The sequence below is a fragment of the Providencia sp. PROV130 genome (genome assembly GCF_028482225.1).
In the GTDB taxonomy this organism is placed as follows: Bacteria; Pseudomonadota; Gammaproteobacteria; order Enterobacterales; family Enterobacteriaceae; genus Providencia; species Providencia rettgeri.
Window position 1 is genome coordinate 78,804 of the sequence record NZ_JAMPQC010000010.1, and the last position, 17,206, is coordinate 96,009.

The 17,206-nt window shown below is 37.9% G+C and carries 15 protein-coding genes; 13 read left to right on the top strand and 2 right to left on the bottom strand.

Annotated features, from left to right (window positions below; translation table 11 throughout):
• Nucleotides 1–485 precede the first annotated feature (485 nt).
• The 6 genes from aspS (at nucleotide 486) to ruvB (ending at nucleotide 6,044) form a co-directional block, all read left to right on the top strand.
• Nucleotides 486–2,255: an aspartate--tRNA ligase gene (gene aspS, locus PSF28_RS07755; protein ID WP_210835611.1), complete on the top strand. Its 1,770-nt coding sequence runs from the start codon at nucleotides 486–488 to the stop codon at nucleotides 2,253–2,255.
• A gap of 5 nt (nucleotides 2,256–2,260) precedes the next feature.
• Nucleotides 2,261–2,692, top strand: coding sequence for a dihydroneopterin triphosphate diphosphatase (gene nudB / locus PSF28_RS07760; protein ID WP_210835613.1), 432 nt, complete (start codon nucleotides 2,261–2,263; stop codon nucleotides 2,690–2,692).
• 30 nt (nucleotides 2,693–2,722) lie between these two features.
• A complete protein-coding gene (locus PSF28_RS07765; protein ID WP_210835615.1) occupies nucleotides 2,723–3,466 on the top strand; it encodes a YebC/PmpR family DNA-binding transcriptional regulator in 744 nt (247 codons plus the stop codon).
• A 269-nt stretch (nucleotides 3,467–3,735) separates the two neighbouring features.
• Nucleotides 3,736–4,257: a crossover junction endodeoxyribonuclease RuvC gene (ruvC, locus tag PSF28_RS07770; protein WP_102140267.1), complete on the top strand. Its 522-nt coding sequence runs from the start codon at nucleotides 3,736–3,738 to the stop codon at nucleotides 4,255–4,257.
• A 142-nt stretch (nucleotides 4,258–4,399) separates the two neighbouring features.
• The gene (gene ruvA / locus PSF28_RS07775; RefSeq protein ID WP_210835616.1) at nucleotides 4,400–5,017 is read left to right on the top strand and encodes a Holliday junction branch migration protein RuvA; all 618 of its coding nucleotides are present in this window, start codon (nucleotides 4,400–4,402) and stop codon (nucleotides 5,015–5,017) included.
• 16 nt (nucleotides 5,018–5,033) lie between these two features.
• On the top strand, nucleotides 5,034–6,044 hold the full coding sequence (gene ruvB / locus PSF28_RS07780) for a Holliday junction branch migration DNA helicase RuvB (RefSeq protein ID WP_004255021.1): 1,011 nt from the start codon (nucleotides 5,034–5,036) through the stop codon (nucleotides 6,042–6,044).
• Between the two features lie 105 nt (nucleotides 6,045–6,149).
• Here ruvB and znuB read toward each other — a convergent pair whose 3' ends face one another.
• Together znuB and znuC are read right to left on the bottom strand one after the other, a co-directional pair.
• On the bottom strand, nucleotides 6,150–6,935 hold the full coding sequence (znuB, locus tag PSF28_RS07785; RefSeq protein WP_115167306.1) for a zinc ABC transporter permease subunit ZnuB: 786 nt from the start codon (nucleotides 6,933–6,935) through the stop codon (nucleotides 6,150–6,152).
• Nucleotides 6,928–7,695 carry a zinc ABC transporter ATP-binding protein ZnuC gene (gene znuC / locus PSF28_RS07790; protein ID WP_210840343.1) on the bottom strand — a complete coding sequence of 256 codons (768 nt, stop codon included), beginning with the start codon at nucleotides 7,693–7,695 and terminating at the stop codon, nucleotides 6,928–6,930. Before znuC ends, znuB begins: the two co-directional genes overlap by 8 nt.
• Before the next feature lie 76 nt (nucleotides 7,696–7,771).
• Here znuC and znuA point away from each other — a divergent pair, with 76 nt between their 5' ends.
• The 7 genes from znuA to PSF28_RS07825 all read left to right on the top strand — a co-directional run bounded on the left by znuA (nucleotide 7,772) and on the right by PSF28_RS07825 (nucleotide 17,205).
• Nucleotides 7,772–8,731: a zinc ABC transporter substrate-binding protein ZnuA gene (znuA, locus tag PSF28_RS07795; protein ID WP_210840342.1), complete on the top strand. Its 960-nt coding sequence runs from the start codon at nucleotides 7,772–7,774 to the stop codon at nucleotides 8,729–8,731.
• A gap of 19 nt (nucleotides 8,732–8,750) precedes the next feature.
• Nucleotides 8,751–10,091 (top strand): murein DD-endopeptidase MepM, encoded by a 1,341-nt coding sequence (gene mepM / locus PSF28_RS07800; protein ID WP_210840341.1) that lies wholly within the window; start codon nucleotides 8,751–8,753, stop codon nucleotides 10,089–10,091.
• A 118-nt stretch (nucleotides 10,092–10,209) separates the two neighbouring features.
• A complete protein-coding gene (gene lpxM / locus PSF28_RS07805) occupies nucleotides 10,210–11,184 on the top strand; it encodes a lauroyl-Kdo(2)-lipid IV(A) myristoyltransferase (RefSeq protein ID WP_272664976.1) in 975 nt (324 codons plus the stop codon).
• 1,235 nt (nucleotides 11,185–12,419) lie between these two features.
• A complete protein-coding gene (locus PSF28_RS07810; protein WP_272684866.1) occupies nucleotides 12,420–13,280 on the top strand; it encodes a LysR family transcriptional regulator in 861 nt (286 codons plus the stop codon).
• Nucleotides 13,281–13,465: 185 nt separating this feature from the next.
• Nucleotides 13,466–13,987, top strand: a complete 522-nt coding sequence (locus PSF28_RS07815; protein WP_210839262.1) for a fimbrial protein — start codon at nucleotides 13,466–13,468, stop codon at nucleotides 13,985–13,987.
• A 57-nt stretch (nucleotides 13,988–14,044) separates the two neighbouring features.
• A complete protein-coding gene (locus PSF28_RS07820) occupies nucleotides 14,045–14,707 on the top strand; it encodes a fimbrial biogenesis chaperone (protein ID WP_210839264.1) in 663 nt (220 codons plus the stop codon).
• An 11-nt stretch (nucleotides 14,708–14,718) separates the two neighbouring features.
• Nucleotides 14,719–17,205, top strand: coding sequence for a fimbria/pilus outer membrane usher protein (locus PSF28_RS07825; protein WP_272684867.1), 2,487 nt, complete (start codon nucleotides 14,719–14,721; stop codon nucleotides 17,203–17,205).
• Nucleotide 17,206: the final 1 nt, after the last annotated feature.

Below are 17,206 nucleotides of genomic sequence, written 5' to 3' on the forward strand. Positions count from 1 at the left end.
TTAAACTGCAGATGGTGATTAATTCAGCGTTATATTTCTATGTTGTGATTATAGCAAACTGAAAAAGGTAACGATTCTGAAATAGAAAGATTAATGATTAAAGAGGTATTTATTAATCAATAGTTGAATTGGAAAACATTAAGTGATGTTACTTTGCTCAAAAAGACATCGAACTAATAAAATAAACCTCTGCTGCAATATGTACATGGTGCGGATAGTCCCTTAAAATCGATAGGATCATCGTGATAGACGTCTATCTCGCCATTCAATTTTATTATTGTTGATTAGCACGACAATAATTGATGAAAATATGATTAAAAACAAAATGGTTTACGTGTTATGTAGAATACGTAACTATTTGTCTAACAGAATTTCCTGTATAATGTCTGCCTTTTTGACATTCTGAATTTTCAGCTCAATGTTCAGCAAAATGCCAAATTTCCGCAGCAAGCAAATGCACAACAAGCTGAGTAAAAGGATATTGTATGCGTACTAATTATTGTGGGCAGTTAAACATCGCTCACGAAGGCCAAAAGGTCACTCTTAGTGGATGGGTAAACCGCCGCCGCGATCTAGGTGGTTTGATTTTTATCGATATGCGTGACCGTGAAGGTATCGTGCAAGTTTTCTTCGATCCCGATCGTAAAGACATATTTGAAAAAGCGTCAGAGCTGCGTAATGAGTTCTGTATCCAAATCACAGGGACAGTACGCGCACGTCCAGATAGCCAAAAAAATAAAGATATGGCAACGGGCGAAATTGAAGTATTTGCTGAAGAACTGAATGTTTTCAATAAGTCAGAGCCGCTGCCATTAGATAGCAACCAAACGAATACAGAAGAGCGTCGTTTAAAATATCGTTATTTAGATTTACGCCGCCCTGAGATGTCTGAGCGTCTGCGCACACGCGCCAAAATCACCAGTTTTGTTCGTAATTTTATGGATAACGAAGGGTTCTTGGACGTTGAGACGCCAATGCTAACCAAAGCAACACCGGAAGGTGCTCGTGACTACTTAGTACCAAGCCGTGTTCATAAAGGTAAATTCTACGCATTACCGCAATCACCACAATTGTTTAAACAATTACTGATGATGTCTGGTATTGACCGTTATTACCAAATCGTAAAATGCTTCCGTGATGAAGATTTACGTGCAGACCGCCAACCTGAATTTACCCAAATCGATGTTGAAACCTCATTCATGACCGCAGAGCAAGTGCGTGAAATTATGGAACGTATGATCCGTAATTTATGGTTAGAGGTAAAAGGGGTTGATTTAGGTAACTTCCCAATCATGACCTTTGCAGAAGCTATGCGTCGTTATGGTTCAGATAAACCAGACCTACGTAACCCAATGGAGTTAGTGGATGTCGCGGATATCGTAAAAGATGTTGAATTTGCGGTGTTCTCAGGCCCAGCGAACGACCCGAAAGGCCGGGTTGCGGCTCTGAAAGTCCCAGGTGGCGCTGCTATGACGCGTAAGCAAATCGACGAATATGGTCAATTTGTTGGTATTTATGGTGCGAAAGGTTTGGCTTGGATGAAAGTCAACGAACGCGCTCAAGGCCTTGAAGGTATTCAAAGTCCTGTCGCAAAATTCTTGAGCGAAGACGTGATTAACCAATTACTAGACCGCACAGGCGCAGTTGATGGCGATATCTTGTTATTCGGTGCGGGGGCAAAAAATGTCGTAACCGATTCAATGGGTGCGTTACGTTTGAAAGTCGGCCGTGATTTTGAATTAACCAATTTAAATAGCTGGCAGCCACTGTGGGTGATTGATTTCCCAATGTTTGAAGATAATGGTGAGGGCGGGTTAACTGCGATGCACCATCCATTTACTTCCCCTAAAGATTTTTCACCTGAAGAATTGGCAAGTAAACCTGAAGAAGCCGTTGCCAATGCGTATGATATGGTTATCAATGGTTACGAAGTTGGCGGTGGTTCAGTACGTATTCACCGCAATGAAATGCAACAAACGGTATTTAGTATTTTAGGCATTAATGAAGAAGACCAACGCGAAAAATTTGGCTTCTTATTAGATGCATTGAAATATGGTACGCCACCACATGCTGGCTTAGCATTTGGTCTTGACCGTTTAGTGATGCTGTTAACAGGAACCGATAATATTCGTGATGTTATTGCTTTCCCGAAAACAACAGCGGCAGCGTGTTTAATGACGAATGCTCCAAGCCATGCGAACCCTGATGCATTGACGGAGCTCGCTATCGCCGTGGTTGCGAAAGACGAAGAGTAAGCTCAATGAAAAAATATAAGCGCCCGGAATCGGTATTAGTCATTATTGTGGCTCAAAGTAGTGGACGGGTGCTTATGTTACGACGTAAAGACGACCCAGACTTCTGGCAATCAGTGACTGGAAGTTTGGAGCCTGATGAAACGCCGTATGAAACGGCATGTCGTGAAATTAAAGAAGAAACAGGTTTTGAGGTTGAACAAAACCAGCTGCAAGATTTATCGCACAGTATCATCTTTGAAATTTTCCCGCATTTCAGGCATCGTTATGCACCTGATGTGAGCCATTGCAAAGAGCATTGGTTTAAATTGGTGCTAAGCGAAGAACAAATGCCATTACTGACGGAACACAGTGAATATCGTTGGTTAGCCCCTGAGGAAGCGGCTAAGTTAACGAAATCATGGAGTAACGGTCAGGCTATTTTAGAATTTGCTAATTAATTATTGTATTGACGTTTTTGGAGATATTTCATGGCAGGTCATAGTAAATGGGCCAATACCAAACACCGTAAAGCAGCCCAAGATTCTAAGCGCGGTAAGATTTTCACAAAAATTATTCGTGAGCTGGTCACCGCCGCACGTTTAGGTGGTGGTGATACCGGTACTAACCCACGTTTACGTGCCGCAGTGGATAAAGCATTATCAAATAACATGACTCGTGACACCTTAAACCGTGCAATCGCACGCGGTGTGGGTAATGATGAAAATGATAATATGGAAACCATCATTTATGAAGGTTATGGTCCTGGTGGCACAGCCGTGATGGTTGAGTGCTTAAGTGACAACCGTAACCGTACCGTATCTGAAGTACGCCATGCATTCACTAAAACTGGCGGTAACTTAGGAACAGATGGTTCAGTATCCTATTTATTCACCAAACGTGGTGTTATTACTTATGCACCGGGTGTCGATGAAGATGCATTGATGGAAGCAGCACTTGAAGCCGGTGCTGATGATGTTGAGACTTATGACGATGGTGCTATTGATGTTTACACCACGTTTGAAACGTTTGGTACGGTAAAAGATGCGTTAGACGCAGCTGGCTTTACCAGTGAAGCGGCTGAAGTTTCGATGATCCCATCGATTACCGCAGAGCTTGATGCAGAAACCGCACCAAAATTAATGCGCCTTATCGATATGTTAGAGGATTCAGACGACGTTCAAGAAGTTTATCACAACGGTGATATTTCTGACGAAGTCGCTGCCACACTGTAAATAGTGAGGCACTAAATGACAGCATAGTCATTTAGCATAATCCGCGTAGAGAAAGCGGGCTGGCGCAGCCTGTTTTCTCTAACGCCTTCTACTCTTTCATTTCCCTTATCCGCTATACTTTATTTTATATCAATGAGCTAACTCGCTTTTAGTTTTTATCAGTGATTCAAATAGCTATTTAGTTGAAATTGATAGTATTATGAAATGGATAGTATTATGAAGCTTATTAGAACAACTTGATCAATATAAAGAGGTATAGATAAATTTATATGGCGATTATTTTAGGTATTGACCCCGGTTCTCGTGTTACGGGATACGGTGTTATTCGCCAGCAAGGCCGGCAACTACTGTATTTAGGTAGTGGGTGTATTCGTACACAAGTTGATGATTTACCAAGTCGTCTGCAACGAATTTACGCGGGTGTCTCGGAAATTATCACACAATATCAACCGGATGTATTATCCATTGAACAAGTATTTATGGCGAAGAATGCGGATTCAGCATTAAAACTTGGGCAAGCTCGAGGCGCAGCTATTGTTGCTGCTGCAAACATGAATATACCCGTATTTGAATATGCAGCTCGTCAGGTCAAACAAACGGTTGTAGGTACGGGGGCCGCAGAAAAAAGCCAAGTACAGCATATGGTTAAATCAATTCTAAAATTGTCAGCAAGCCCACAGTCTGACGCAGCAGATGCTTTGGCAATTGCGATTACACATTGCCATTTCAATCAAAATCTTTTAAAAGTTGGCGATCCACGGTTAGTTTTAACTCGTGGACGTTTAAGATAGAGAGTTTATCTTAAACAGAATTGCTTATTAATAAATAGCGTGTAGCTGGATATGCATCCAGCATTTTTTGTGGTATAAACAACAGTATTGATGATAATAAACCAACCTGCTCAAGGTTTAGTTAGTAATAGAGGGCTTCAATGTGATAGGTCGTTTACGTGGTATTGTTTTAGAAAAGCAACCTCCAATCGTATTATTAGAACTACAAGGTGTCGGTTATGAAGTCCATATGCCAATGACTTGTTTCTATGAATTGCCCGAAATTGGTCAAGAAGCGATTGTTTTTACTCACTTTGTTGTTCGTGAAGATGCCCAGTTACTATATGGTTTTAACGATAAGCAAGAAAGGGCGTTATTTAAAGAGCTGATCAAAGTAAATGGTGTTGGCCCCAAATTAGCTCTTGCGATTTTATCCGGTATGTCTGCTCAACAATTTGTTTCCGCGATTGAACAAGAAGCGATTGCATCATTGGTTAAATTACCTGGAATTGGCAAGAAAACCGCAGAACGCTTAGTGGTCGAAATGAAAGACCGCTTTAAAGGACTCAATGGGGATTTATTTAATCCAAACAGCGACATTAATCTGCCAAATGTAAACAGTAAAGTTCCCAATATGGCAGATATTGAAGCAGAAGCTGCCGCTGCATTGATTGCTTTAGGGTATAAACCACAAGAAGCAAGCCGAATGGTAAGTAAAGTTGCAAAACCGGATAGCGATTCTGAAACATTGATCCGTGATGCCCTTCGCGCCGCACTTTGATTGAGAGAATTTTAATATGATTGAAGCTGATCGCCTAATAACTGCTGAAGTATTACAGTCAGATGAAGAAGCTATTGACCGTGCGATCAGGCCAAAGCTATTGAATGAGTACATTGGTCAGCCTCAGGTTAAAGACCAAATGGAAATATTTATTCAAGCAGCGAAAATGCGAGGCGATGCGCTTGACCATCTGCTCATCTTTGGCCCTCCAGGGTTAGGAAAAACCACTCTAGCAGGGATTGTTGCAAATGAACTCGGTGTTAATCTGCGTACCACTTCAGGGCCCGTATTAGAAAAAGCAGGCGATTTAGCTGCCATGCTAACTAATTTAGAGCCCCATGATGTCCTATTTATTGATGAAATCCATCGATTATCTCCAGTTGTTGAGGAAATACTTTATCCTGCAATGGAAGATTACCAACTCGATATCATGATAGGTGAAGGACCTGCAGCGCGCTCGATTAAAATTGATCTTCCGCCTTTCACATTAATTGGCGCAACGACTCGGGCAGGGTCGCTCACATCACCATTACGTGATCGCTTTGGTATTGTGCAACGCCTAGAATTTTATCAAGTTGATGATTTACAACATATTGTCAAGCGTAGTGCCCAATATATGGGGTTAGATATCACCGAAGAAGGGGCGCTACAAGTTGCGATGCGTTCAAGGGGAACTCCACGTATCACCAACCGTTTGTTACGTCGTGTACGGGATTTTGCTCAAGTGAAAGGTGATGGTTCGATTGATGGGCTAATTGCTAACCAAGCTTTGGACATGCTAAATGTCGATGCTGCAGGTTTTGATTATTTAGATAGAAAGCTTCTAGTTGCTATCATTGATAAATTTATGGGTGGTCCTGTTGGTGTTGATAACCTCGCCGCAGCCATTGGAGAGGAGCGCGAAACTATAGAGGATGTTTTAGAGCCTTATCTTATCCAGCAAGGTTTTATTCAGCGTACCCCTCGAGGTCGAATGGCGACGGTTCATGCATATAACCACTTTGGTTTAACGCCTAAAGAAATTTAATTATATTAAATGAATAAATATGGCCCCAACATTGTTTTCAATGTTGGGGCCATTTGCATTAAAAATAGTATGTAATAACTGAAATTATGTAGCTTAAAGCTTAAATTAATTTTTCGCTTTTATTGCTAAGCTAAGTACAAATAGAATAGCCGATACCAACACAACTGATGGCCCAGCAGGGGTATCGTAGAAAGCAGAGAGAGTTAGCCCCCCGGTTACAGCAATCATACCAATTAAGACAGCGATGAAGGCCATTTGCTCAGGTGTTCGAGCAAAACGCCGAGCCGTTGCTGCTGGTATAATCAATAAAGACGTAATAATTAATGCTCCGACAAATTTCATTGCGATACCAATTGTTAGTGCGGTAACTAACATCAGTAATAAGCGCAGTCGTTGAATATTAATCCCATCAACAAAAGCAAGTTCAGGGCTAACCGTTATCGACAAAAGTGCCCGCCAACGATAAAAAAGCAACCCGCAAACGACAATAACGCCAATAAAAATCGTTATAATGTCTTCATAGCTTACTGAGAGTAAGTCACCAAATAAGTAAGCCATTAGGTCAACGCGAACATTAGCCATTAAGCTAACAACGACTAAACCTAAAGACAGCGAACTGTGTGCCATAATTCCCAGTAAAGTATCAACGGCAAGTTGTGGGCGCTTTTCTAGCCAAACTAAAATTAAGGCTAGTAGCAAGGTTACAGCAATAACGGCATAGAATGGGTTGATATTTAATAGAAGCCCAAATGCAACTCCTAATAATGAAGCATGAGCTAGCGTATCGCCAAAATAGGACATTCGGCGCCACACTACAAAAGAGCCTAGAGGACCTGCCGCAATGGCAAGTAGCATGCCTGCTATCCAGCCAGGTAATAGTAACTCAATCATGTTTGCAGTCCTTGCTGTGTTGGTGACCAACAATAATATTACCTTCTAAATCATGTTGATGATTATGTTGATGGCGGTATACACCAAGTTGTTGAGCACCGCGATAACCAAACATTGCGACAAATTCTGGGTGGTTTGAAACAACATCGGGCGCACCAGAACAGCAAATATGGCCGTTAATGCAAAGTACTTTATCTGTTTTTGCCATCACGAGATGCAAGTCATGGGAAACCATTAATACAGCGCAGTTAAGCTCAGTTCTTAATTGGTTGATTAAGTCATATAGTGCAACTTGGCCTGTAATATCAACGCCTTGAGCTGGTTCATCAAGTACGAGGAGATCCGGTTTATTGAGTAGGGCACGAGCCAGTAAAACACGTTGTGTTTCACCGCCTGATAACTTTTGCATCGGTTGTTCAAGTAAATGCGTTGCTTTGACTCTTTTGAGTGCAGGTAATAAATGCTCTTTACGAACACCAAGTTTTAATAACATAAAACGTTTAACAGTGAGGGGTAGCGTCGTATCCAAATGAAGTTTTTGTGGAACATAGCCAATAGCGAGAGAAGAAGGACGCGTAATAGTACCTGATGTAGGGGCAAGTAGCCCGAGTACAACACGTACAATTGTTGATTTTCCAGCTCCATTCGGGCCTAAAAGGGTTACGATATCACCTTTATTCAGTTCAAAGGTAACATCATTGAGAACCTGTTTTTCGCCAAATGAAACAGAAATCTTATTTAAAGTCAGTAATGGTTGCATGTGAAAAACATCTTGCAGAATTCATGTTGTGTTATATTATAACATTTCAAAATCAAAATCACGGAAAAAGACTGCTATGATACATAAATCGAAAAACATTGCCTGCAAATTTCTTTTTGGGGCGGTGGCGAGCTCCGTATTAAGTGCAACAATGGTATCCGCTGCGAATGCTGATGTTGTGGCTTCAATTCGCCCACTGGCCTTTATTGCCGCGGGAATTGCTGATGGTGTCACTGAGACACAAGTTTTATTACCAGACGGTGCTTCGCCCCATGATTATGCACTTAAACCTTCTGATTTGAAAAAAATTAAACAGGCTGATTTATTCGTATGGGTTGGTCCTGATATGGAAATGTTTTTACAGAAGCCAATCAATACATTACCGCAGAATAAACGCCTAGCATTGGCTGAACAGAAAAATATTAAGCCACTTCTTATGGCAGAGTCCCATGAAGATGAACACGACCATGAACATGGAGATGAAGCTAATCATGACAAGGATCACGAACATCATCACCACGGTGAGTATAATATGCACATCTGGTTGTCTCCAGAAATTGCAAATTTTGCTGCGCAAGACATTTATGAACGTTTAGTAGAGCTTTATCCTGATCAAAAAGATAAGCTAGACGTAAACCTTCGTAAATTCAAAGAAAATATGACGCAAAATGATCAGAAAATTGCTAGTATTTTGCAGCCAGCTAAAAACAAGGGTTATTTTGTTTTTCACGACGCTTATGGCTACTTTGAAAAACACTATCAATTAGCTCCATTGGGGCACTTTACGATAAACCCAGAAATACAACCTGGCGCGCAGAAATTACATCAAATACGAACACAATTGGTTGAGCATAAAGCGCAATGTGTTTTTGCTGAGCCGCAATTCAGGCCTGCTGTGATTGAAAGTGTAGCACGTAATACGGGGGTGAAAATGGGAACTCTCGACCCACTAGGAATTGGGCTGGCAATAGGGCCGGATAGCTACATGCAGTTTTTGACTCAATTATCAGAGCAATATGCCAGCTGCCTGGATTAAAAATAGAAGGAATTGTTTAGTGCAGCAAATGGCCAAAAGTCTGGCTCAGGTATACGGTAGCCTGTCTAGAACACACAAAATTGTATTAAGTACGCTCACTGTAGCGACTATGGCCGTCGCAATTTGGCGGCCAGTTCATGTACCAACAACTGCTGAATATGATGGTACACCGGATACCATCATTCCGCTCTCATTATTACCTGCAAGTGATGCTACCGACGATATAATTCAAGACAGTAGTGAGCAGCTACCCGATGAAGGCCTCGCTGATACCGAAGCAGAAGCCGTAGAGACGGGGGGCGTGGCTGCGCCTCTCGTCCATGAATATGTGGTTGCAAGTGGTGATAACTTAACGACTATTTTAACTCAATTCGGTATTGAAGCTGGTGATGTTGCAACACTATCTAATCAACATAAATCACTGAGAAATCTGAAGATAGGCCAGTCATTAAATTGGTCGTTAAGTGATCAGGGTGAGTTAGAGTCATTAACATGGGAAGTTTCTCGCCGTGAGACCCGCGTATTTACCCGTGTTGGGACGACAAACAAATTTGAAGAAGCTAAGCAGATTCGCGAAGGTGAATGGACTAACAGTGTTTTAAAAGGTACGGTTGACGGTACATTTGCACAAAGCACAAATAAAGCGGGCTTAACACGCAATGAAGGCCGTGAGGTAATTAAAGCCTTACAATGGCAGGTTGATTTCAAAAAATTGAAAAAAGGCGATAAGTTCAGTGTATTAATGAGCAGGGAAATGCTTAATGGTCGCAGTGAACAGAGCCAACTTATTGGTGTTCGCCTACAAACGAATGGGAAAAGCTATTATGCTTTTCGTGCTGAAGATGGGCGCTATTATGACAGCGAAGGAAACGGGTTAGAACGTGGTTTCTTACGTTTTCCAACTGCTAAGCAGTTTAGAGTCTCTTCACAATTCAACCCTCGACGAGTTAACCCAGTTACTGGGCGCGTAGCACCGCATAAAGGTGTGGATTTCGCAATGCCTGTTGGCACACCCGTACTTGCTGTTGGTGATGGCGAAGTGATTGTTTCAAAATACAGCGGCGCTGCAGGTAACTTTATTGCAATCCGTCATGGTCGCCAATATACAACTCGTTACATGCACTTACGTCAATTACTCGTTAAGCCAGGCCAGAAAGTTAAGCGCGGTGATCGCATTGCGTTATCAGGCAATACTGGGCGTTCGACTGGTCCTCATCTACATTTTGAAATGTGGGTAAATCAACAAGCGGTAAATCCACTTACCGCAAAATTACCGAGTTCTGGTGGTTTAACAGGAAAAGAGCGTAAAGAATATTTAGCGCTAGTGAAAGAAACGAAACCACAACTCAAGCTACAGTAATTTAAGTTTCTATTTTTATCGCTGGCAGGTACTTGTATCTGACAGTTTTCTTTGTAATGCTCCCGTAAACTATTATTATAAGCTATAGAAAGATGGCTATTATTCACTTGAGTACAGCATGAATAAAGATCAAGACACTGATAATAAAAAAGGCTATGTGCCAACTTTTCACCGTTCTTACCTGTTACCTAAGTATTGGGGGGTGTGGCTAGGAGCTGGTGTTTTAGCGGGGTTGGCTTTCATTCCGGTTAAGATCCGTGACCCTTTACTTGCTAAAATAGGAAAATGGGTTGGGCGACTTGCTAAAAGTGGCCGTCGTCGTGCCAAAATTAACTTACTCTATTGTTTTCCGGAATTGACAGAACATCAACGAGAAGAGTTAGTTGACCGCATGTTTGAAACCGCACCACAGTCCTTTGTTATGTTGGCAGAGTTATGTCTTCGTGGTGCGAGTAAAACGCTAGCTAGGACACATTGGCATAATCAAGAAATTTTAGAGCGCTTAAAACAGCAGCAAAGCAATGTTATCTTTATGGTTCCTCATGGCTGGGCTGTTGATGCGCCAGCCATGCTATTAGCAGCAAAAGGCCAGAAAATGGCTGCAATGTTTCATCACCAAAAGAACCCTGTTGCCGATTATTTATGGAATAAAGCAAGATACCACTTCGGTGGGCGCTTGCATTCAAGAGAGGCGGGGATTAAGCCTTTTATCGCTTCTGTTAGGCAAGGTTATTGGGGCTTTTATCTTCCTGACCAAGATCATGGTGAAGAGCATAGTGAATTTGTTGATTTTTTTGGCACATATAAGGCGACATTACCTGCTATTGGTAGGCTAATGAAAGTTTGCAAGGCGAAAGTTGTACCGCTATTTCCCGTTTATGATCATAAAACGCACCAATTGCATATTTATATCCGCGAACCAATGGATGATATCGATGGGAAGGATGATAAGTACATCGCACGAAGAATGAATGAGGAACTGGAATATTTGGTTTCTCCGAATTTAGAACAATACACATGGATATTAAAGCTATTAAAAACGCGAAAAGAGGGGGAGATAGAGCCTTATCAGCGTAAAGATCTCTACCGTTAGTGTTTAGTTTTACAGAATAGTGTTTAAGCCATTACTTTTTAAGTAATGGCTTTTTTTATTTAAAAGTGTGTATTTATAGAAATATACGCTTGATGACGGGGGATTTTAAAAAACGGTACACGATTATTCATAACAAAAATTTAGGATAGTACATTAGTAATTTATAGATGTTTCATTCATTTTTTGAGCTGTATCTAATTTTTGTAAAGTCTTGATAAAAATGAGAAGAACAAAATTCAAATTAACTTATTGATTTACATGTTAATTATAAATTTTGCATTAGATGTTCATAACTTACATGACAGAAAGTTAAGTACAATATAAGGAAGATATGCTTAATAAACATGATAAAAGAGCAAAAAAACTTATGTATTCGTTTAATTAACAATAATTAAGTTGAGGTATGCTAAAAGGTTTTGGACGGTAGAGTTTAATCTTAAGCTCGGAGGTCAATTTGATACATGAGTAAGGAAATGAGAACAATTTGATAATTTTTTTTTAGAAAAAGTGGTGGTCGCTATCCTAAGCATTAATTATAGAATGAACGAGGGTTCATATTATTACTTACCTAACATCTGATAAACTAGAACTGATAAATATCAAACCGTATCGTTTTAAGTAATTATTAGCAGTAATTAGTCTGCGTTACATCAATCATGAAATTAAGTCTTAGTATATATACTAAATTGACTTTATTTCAATATCTGTATTGTGATATTCCTTTTTATTTATCCAATGTAAAGCCAACTATGCAGTAGATAATATTATAAAGTCATCGTTAAATGACTAGCCAATTATGGTTATTATTTGTATACATTACAAAAATTATCATTGAGTATTGGTTTTTTCTTCAAAAATTATTTTTGTTTAATATTTATGAGGTTGTTAATTTTTTATTTAATAATAATAATTTATTTTTATTTGAAATTAAATATGCTAGGGGTGATTTTTTTATTTACATTCTTACTTTGTTGTTTTTTTAAATTTAAACTTAAATTATTTATTGATTATTTCTATTTATGATGTAGTAAGTGTAAAAACTATATTTTAAATATAAAATTAATCTTTATATTAAAAATCATTCCTTACATACTAAAAAAAAGAACTTAAATAATTTTAAACATATGGGTAAATACTAAGCATTATGTATAATCACTTATTAACGATTATAAAATATATTGCTATATTTTAATTATATAATAAAAATGACTCCCAGATTAATACTTGGAGACTCTATGGAAAAAACTCGAACAACGTTAGATCAATGGATAACTCTACAGGCAGTGGTTGACTACGGTGGTTTTGCTCAAGCAGCTGAAATTTTGCATAGGACACAGTCATCAATTAGCTACACCATTAGTAAATTAGAGCAAACATTGGAAATTGAAATATTTTCTTTAGAAAAACGTCGTGCAGTATTAACTAAACAAGGAGAGCAGCTATTAGCGCTATCGAGAGAGGTAACAAATAAAGCAATTTCATTAGAAGAGGTTGCTAAATCATTAAATTATGAAGGAAATAATAAAATTAATATTGTTATTGATTCACTATATCAAAGTGATGAAATACTGAAAAAAATTGGGAATTTAAGTCGCTCCAAAAAGGATTATGATATTGATTTAAAAAGCATTTTATTAAAAAAACCAGATGTTTTCGGAGTTAAAAATTATGATTTATTAATTACTCACCATTACGTTGAGTCGTTAAACCCTATATTCCTCGAGCAAGTTGAGGCGGTGTTTGTAACCAATCCAAATCATAAGCTTCAACATTGCCATGCTGATAATAAATTGAAATTAATGGAAAAAACAACATTGATTGCTTTGGAATCTACAGAGATGGATGGGATAAAAAACATCCAAACTATTCATGTTCCTAATGTGGATTTAGCAATTCAATTAGCTGAGAATTCGATTGGATATTTATGGTTGCCAAAAAATTTAGTCCAGAAGGAATTGAATAATAATTCATTAAAAGAGCTGAAAACAGCAAATAACAAATCCTTCTATAATTTCTACATGTATATGAATAAAAATTCAATGGCTAATGAAATTTTAAGATACTACCTAATTGATAATGAAAAAATAAATGAATGAGTCAATTAATGAATAATCAAAATCAAACATAAATATTTTAGATGTCATTTTAAAAAATTCAATGTATCCATTAGTTAACTTAACTAAAGGTAAATGGTATATTTCTTTCGCACACCTAATATGAGTAATTGATTTATTCATATAGTAGTAATTAATAATTCAAAATTTATATTATAGGAACTATTATGAGTATTCTAAAAAAATCCCTAGCAGTATTAGGGGTTGCTTTAGCTGTAACATCTGCGCCAACTGTTTTTGCTTCAGGTACAATTAATTTTACCGGGGAAATAACTGACATAGCTTGTACAGTTGATAGCAACTCAAAAAACTTAAATGTTGACCTTGGAAAGGTATCAGCTAAAAGTTTAGCTGCACAGGGTGAAGTGGCAGGATTGAAAGACTTCACGATTAAACTTGTTGATTGTCCAGCAAACTCGAAAGTAACCGTACGCTTTGGTGGTACACGTGATACTGCAGACCGCGATATTCTTGCCATTAACCAAGGTGCAGGTGTTGCAAATAATGTCGGTATTGCTTTATTTGAAAAAGACGCAACAACACAAATCAAATTATTTGATGATTCAAAACAAATTGAATTCGATGGTGCAACAGTAGATTTAGATTACGTAGCTCGTTATAAAGCAACAGGCGTAGCAACTGCAGGCCCCGCTAATAGTAGTGCCGTATATAGCATTCAATATCATTAATTAGTTGGAGGGTGACAATGGTTGCCCTCTTTCTCACATCAATATCATGGCTGTTTTATGAAAAAAATATTTTTTTCAATCTGTATATGTTTATTTTCTATTTCTAACATCTCTCAAGCGTCAGGTATTAGTGTAGGTGGAACGCGTTTTGTCTATGAAGAAAACAAACGTGAAATTGACATCCCGATTTTTAATAGTGATAAAGAAAAACCATTTTTAATCCAAAGTTGGGTTTCTCCATTTAATGGTGAGGGTAAAGCACCATTTATTGCTACGCCACCATTATTCCGAATTGAACCTGATACAAACGGCTCAGCGAGGATCTCATACATAGGTGAACCTATAAATTCAAATGAAGAAAAAATCTATTTGCTTAATATTAAATCAATACCACCGAAAGATAATAGTATTGAAAATGAACTACAGATAATTATAAACTCACAATTTAAATTATTTTTAAGATCGAAAGATATTGAACCTTTTGATTTTGAAAAAGTTAATTTAGTTGAAAAATCAGATGGAATTATGATTGATAACCAAACACCCTATCATTTATCAATCAAAAATATCCTCATCAATGGCATGGTCATTGATGGTGCTAGCTTAATATACCCATTTAAAAATGACTACATTCTTAAGAAAAAAACAAATAATGGCGATTCAATAGTTATTCAGTTTATTAATGACTATGGCGCTATCATAGAGAAAAAAACCAAGTAAGAGTATCTAAGATGTCAGTTCTCTATACCAAAAATAGGCTTATGTATTCTAAAATTTTTACTACGATCAGCTTAATATTGTATGCAAATAATACAATTGCTGAAGATATATTTGATATTAATGCCATCAACACTGGAATTGAAAGTCAAGTTGCCGATGTGAATAGCTTGGGCTATTTGTCTTCCGCAGGTGGGCAATTGCCAGGTGATTATTTTGTTGATATTTATATTAATGATCAACTGGTAGATAATAAGAATATTACATTTTTATTTGATGATAAAACTAAAAGGTTACTCCCTGAAATAACAAAAAAAATGCTACTAGAGTGGGGAGTGAAAAACTCAGCAAGCGAAAAATTCTCAGTAATTGAAAATGATGAATACTTGAAAGATATTGCTCAAATTATTCCTAGCGCTAATTATCAATACAAATTCGAAATCCAACAATTACAAATAAGTATTCCTCAAATTGGATTAGAAAATACTAACCGAGGTTACGTTGAACCAAAAGAATGGGATGATGGAATTAATGCGGCATTTGTTAATTACACTGCAAGATTTAATAAGCATTGGTACCAAAATAGAGACAACAGAGATAACACATTCTTAGGTTTAAGAAGTGGTATTAATCTAAATGCTTGGCGTTTACGTAGCTATAGCACATATAGTAATACAACAAATGAAACAAATTGGAATAATTTACAAACCTATATAGAACGAGATATCAGAAGTTTAAAAAGCCGATTAACGATTGGTGAAACATCCTCTGATAATGGTGTGATGGAAAGCAATCCTTATCGTGGAATAAGGTTAGCTTCCGATGAAAGTATGTTGCCCCAAAGTGAAAGGGGTTTTGCACCGACAGTGACAGGAATTGCACAATCAAATGCGATTGTTACTATCAGGCAAAATGGTAATGTGATTTATCAAACAACTGTACCACCTGGTGAGTTTTCAATTAATGATCTATATCCAACTTCATACAGTGGTGACCTTGAGGTCTCCATTGAAGAAGCTAATGGAACCATCCGATCTTTTATTCAGCCGTTTTCAGCAGTCCCCATGATGCAAAGAGCAGGTGCATTAAAATATAGTGTGGATATTGGTAAATATAATGTTGATAGTGCACGACGTAAACCAAATTTTGCGCAAGCATCAGCAATTTATGGGTTACCATATAACTTATCCGCTTATGGAGGGTTTTTAGTTTCCCAAGACTATCAAGCTTACACAGTAGGTACTGGAATAAATTTAGGTAATATTGGTGCGATATCGGCAGATATTACACAAGCATCAACACAATTGATTGATAAAAAGAAGGCAGAAGGGCAATCGTACCGAATCCAATATTCAAAATATATTCCAGACACAGGTACTTCTTTTTCTTTGGCATCATATCGCTATTCAACAAAGAATTATTATGACTTCTCTGATTCGAATAATTACTTTTATAACATCGGTCGGAAAAAACAACAGTTTCAAGCATCAGTATCCCAATCACTTAACGGGATAGGTTATTTATCAGTGAATGGTTACCAGCAATATTATTGGGATAAAAGTGGTTCAGATAAAAATTTAACAATGAGTTTTAGTTCTAATTATAATTCGATGAATTACAGTGTTGCTTATTCTTATACAAAGCAAGATTATTCGAATACCAATGACCAAATGCTGTCATTAAATTTAAGTATTCCTTTTGATTTAGGGCGGAGAAATAATTGGATCAATTATAGCTATAATAGCAGTAAAAATGGCGACTCTATTAGCTCATTGAGTTTTAATGGTACGCAATTAGAAGATAATAATTTGCAGTATGACCTTACGCAAAGATATAACCACAGCCATGATGAATATAGTAGTTCCGTTAGTGCAAACTATATCGTTTCATCAGGGGAATACAGTGCAGGTTATAATTATGACCCTAAATATCATTCTGTCGATCTCGGTGCAACAGGAGCGTTATTACTGCATTCTGGAGGGTTAACGACATCACGTACTATTCATGATTCTGCAGTGCTGGTAAAAGCTGAAGATATTGATAATTTAAAAGTGAATAATGCGCAGTCGCTCTATACTAATTCTTCAGGATTTGCCGTAATCCCTACGGTTACACGCTATGAACGAAATAAAATTAGTGTCGATACTGCAACATTAAGTGGTAATAATGATGTTGCTATTAATACAACAACCGTCGTTCCTACTCAAGGAGCTATTGTATTAGCTAATTTTCAAGCAAAACGCGGTGCTAGAGTATTACTAAAACTGCAGTATGCAGGCAAACCCATTGCATTTGGCACACAAGTTTCTGTTATAGAAAATGAAGAGCAAGTGACAGGGGGGATTGTTGCAAATGATGGGGAAGTTTATTTAAGCGGTGTTCCAGCGCAAAGTACCGTCATTGTAAAATGGGGTAATAGTCATAATCAACAATGTACAGTTCCACTTTCATTATCGTTAGAAAATGAAAAAATTCAGTTTATAGAACGAACTTGTGAATAGG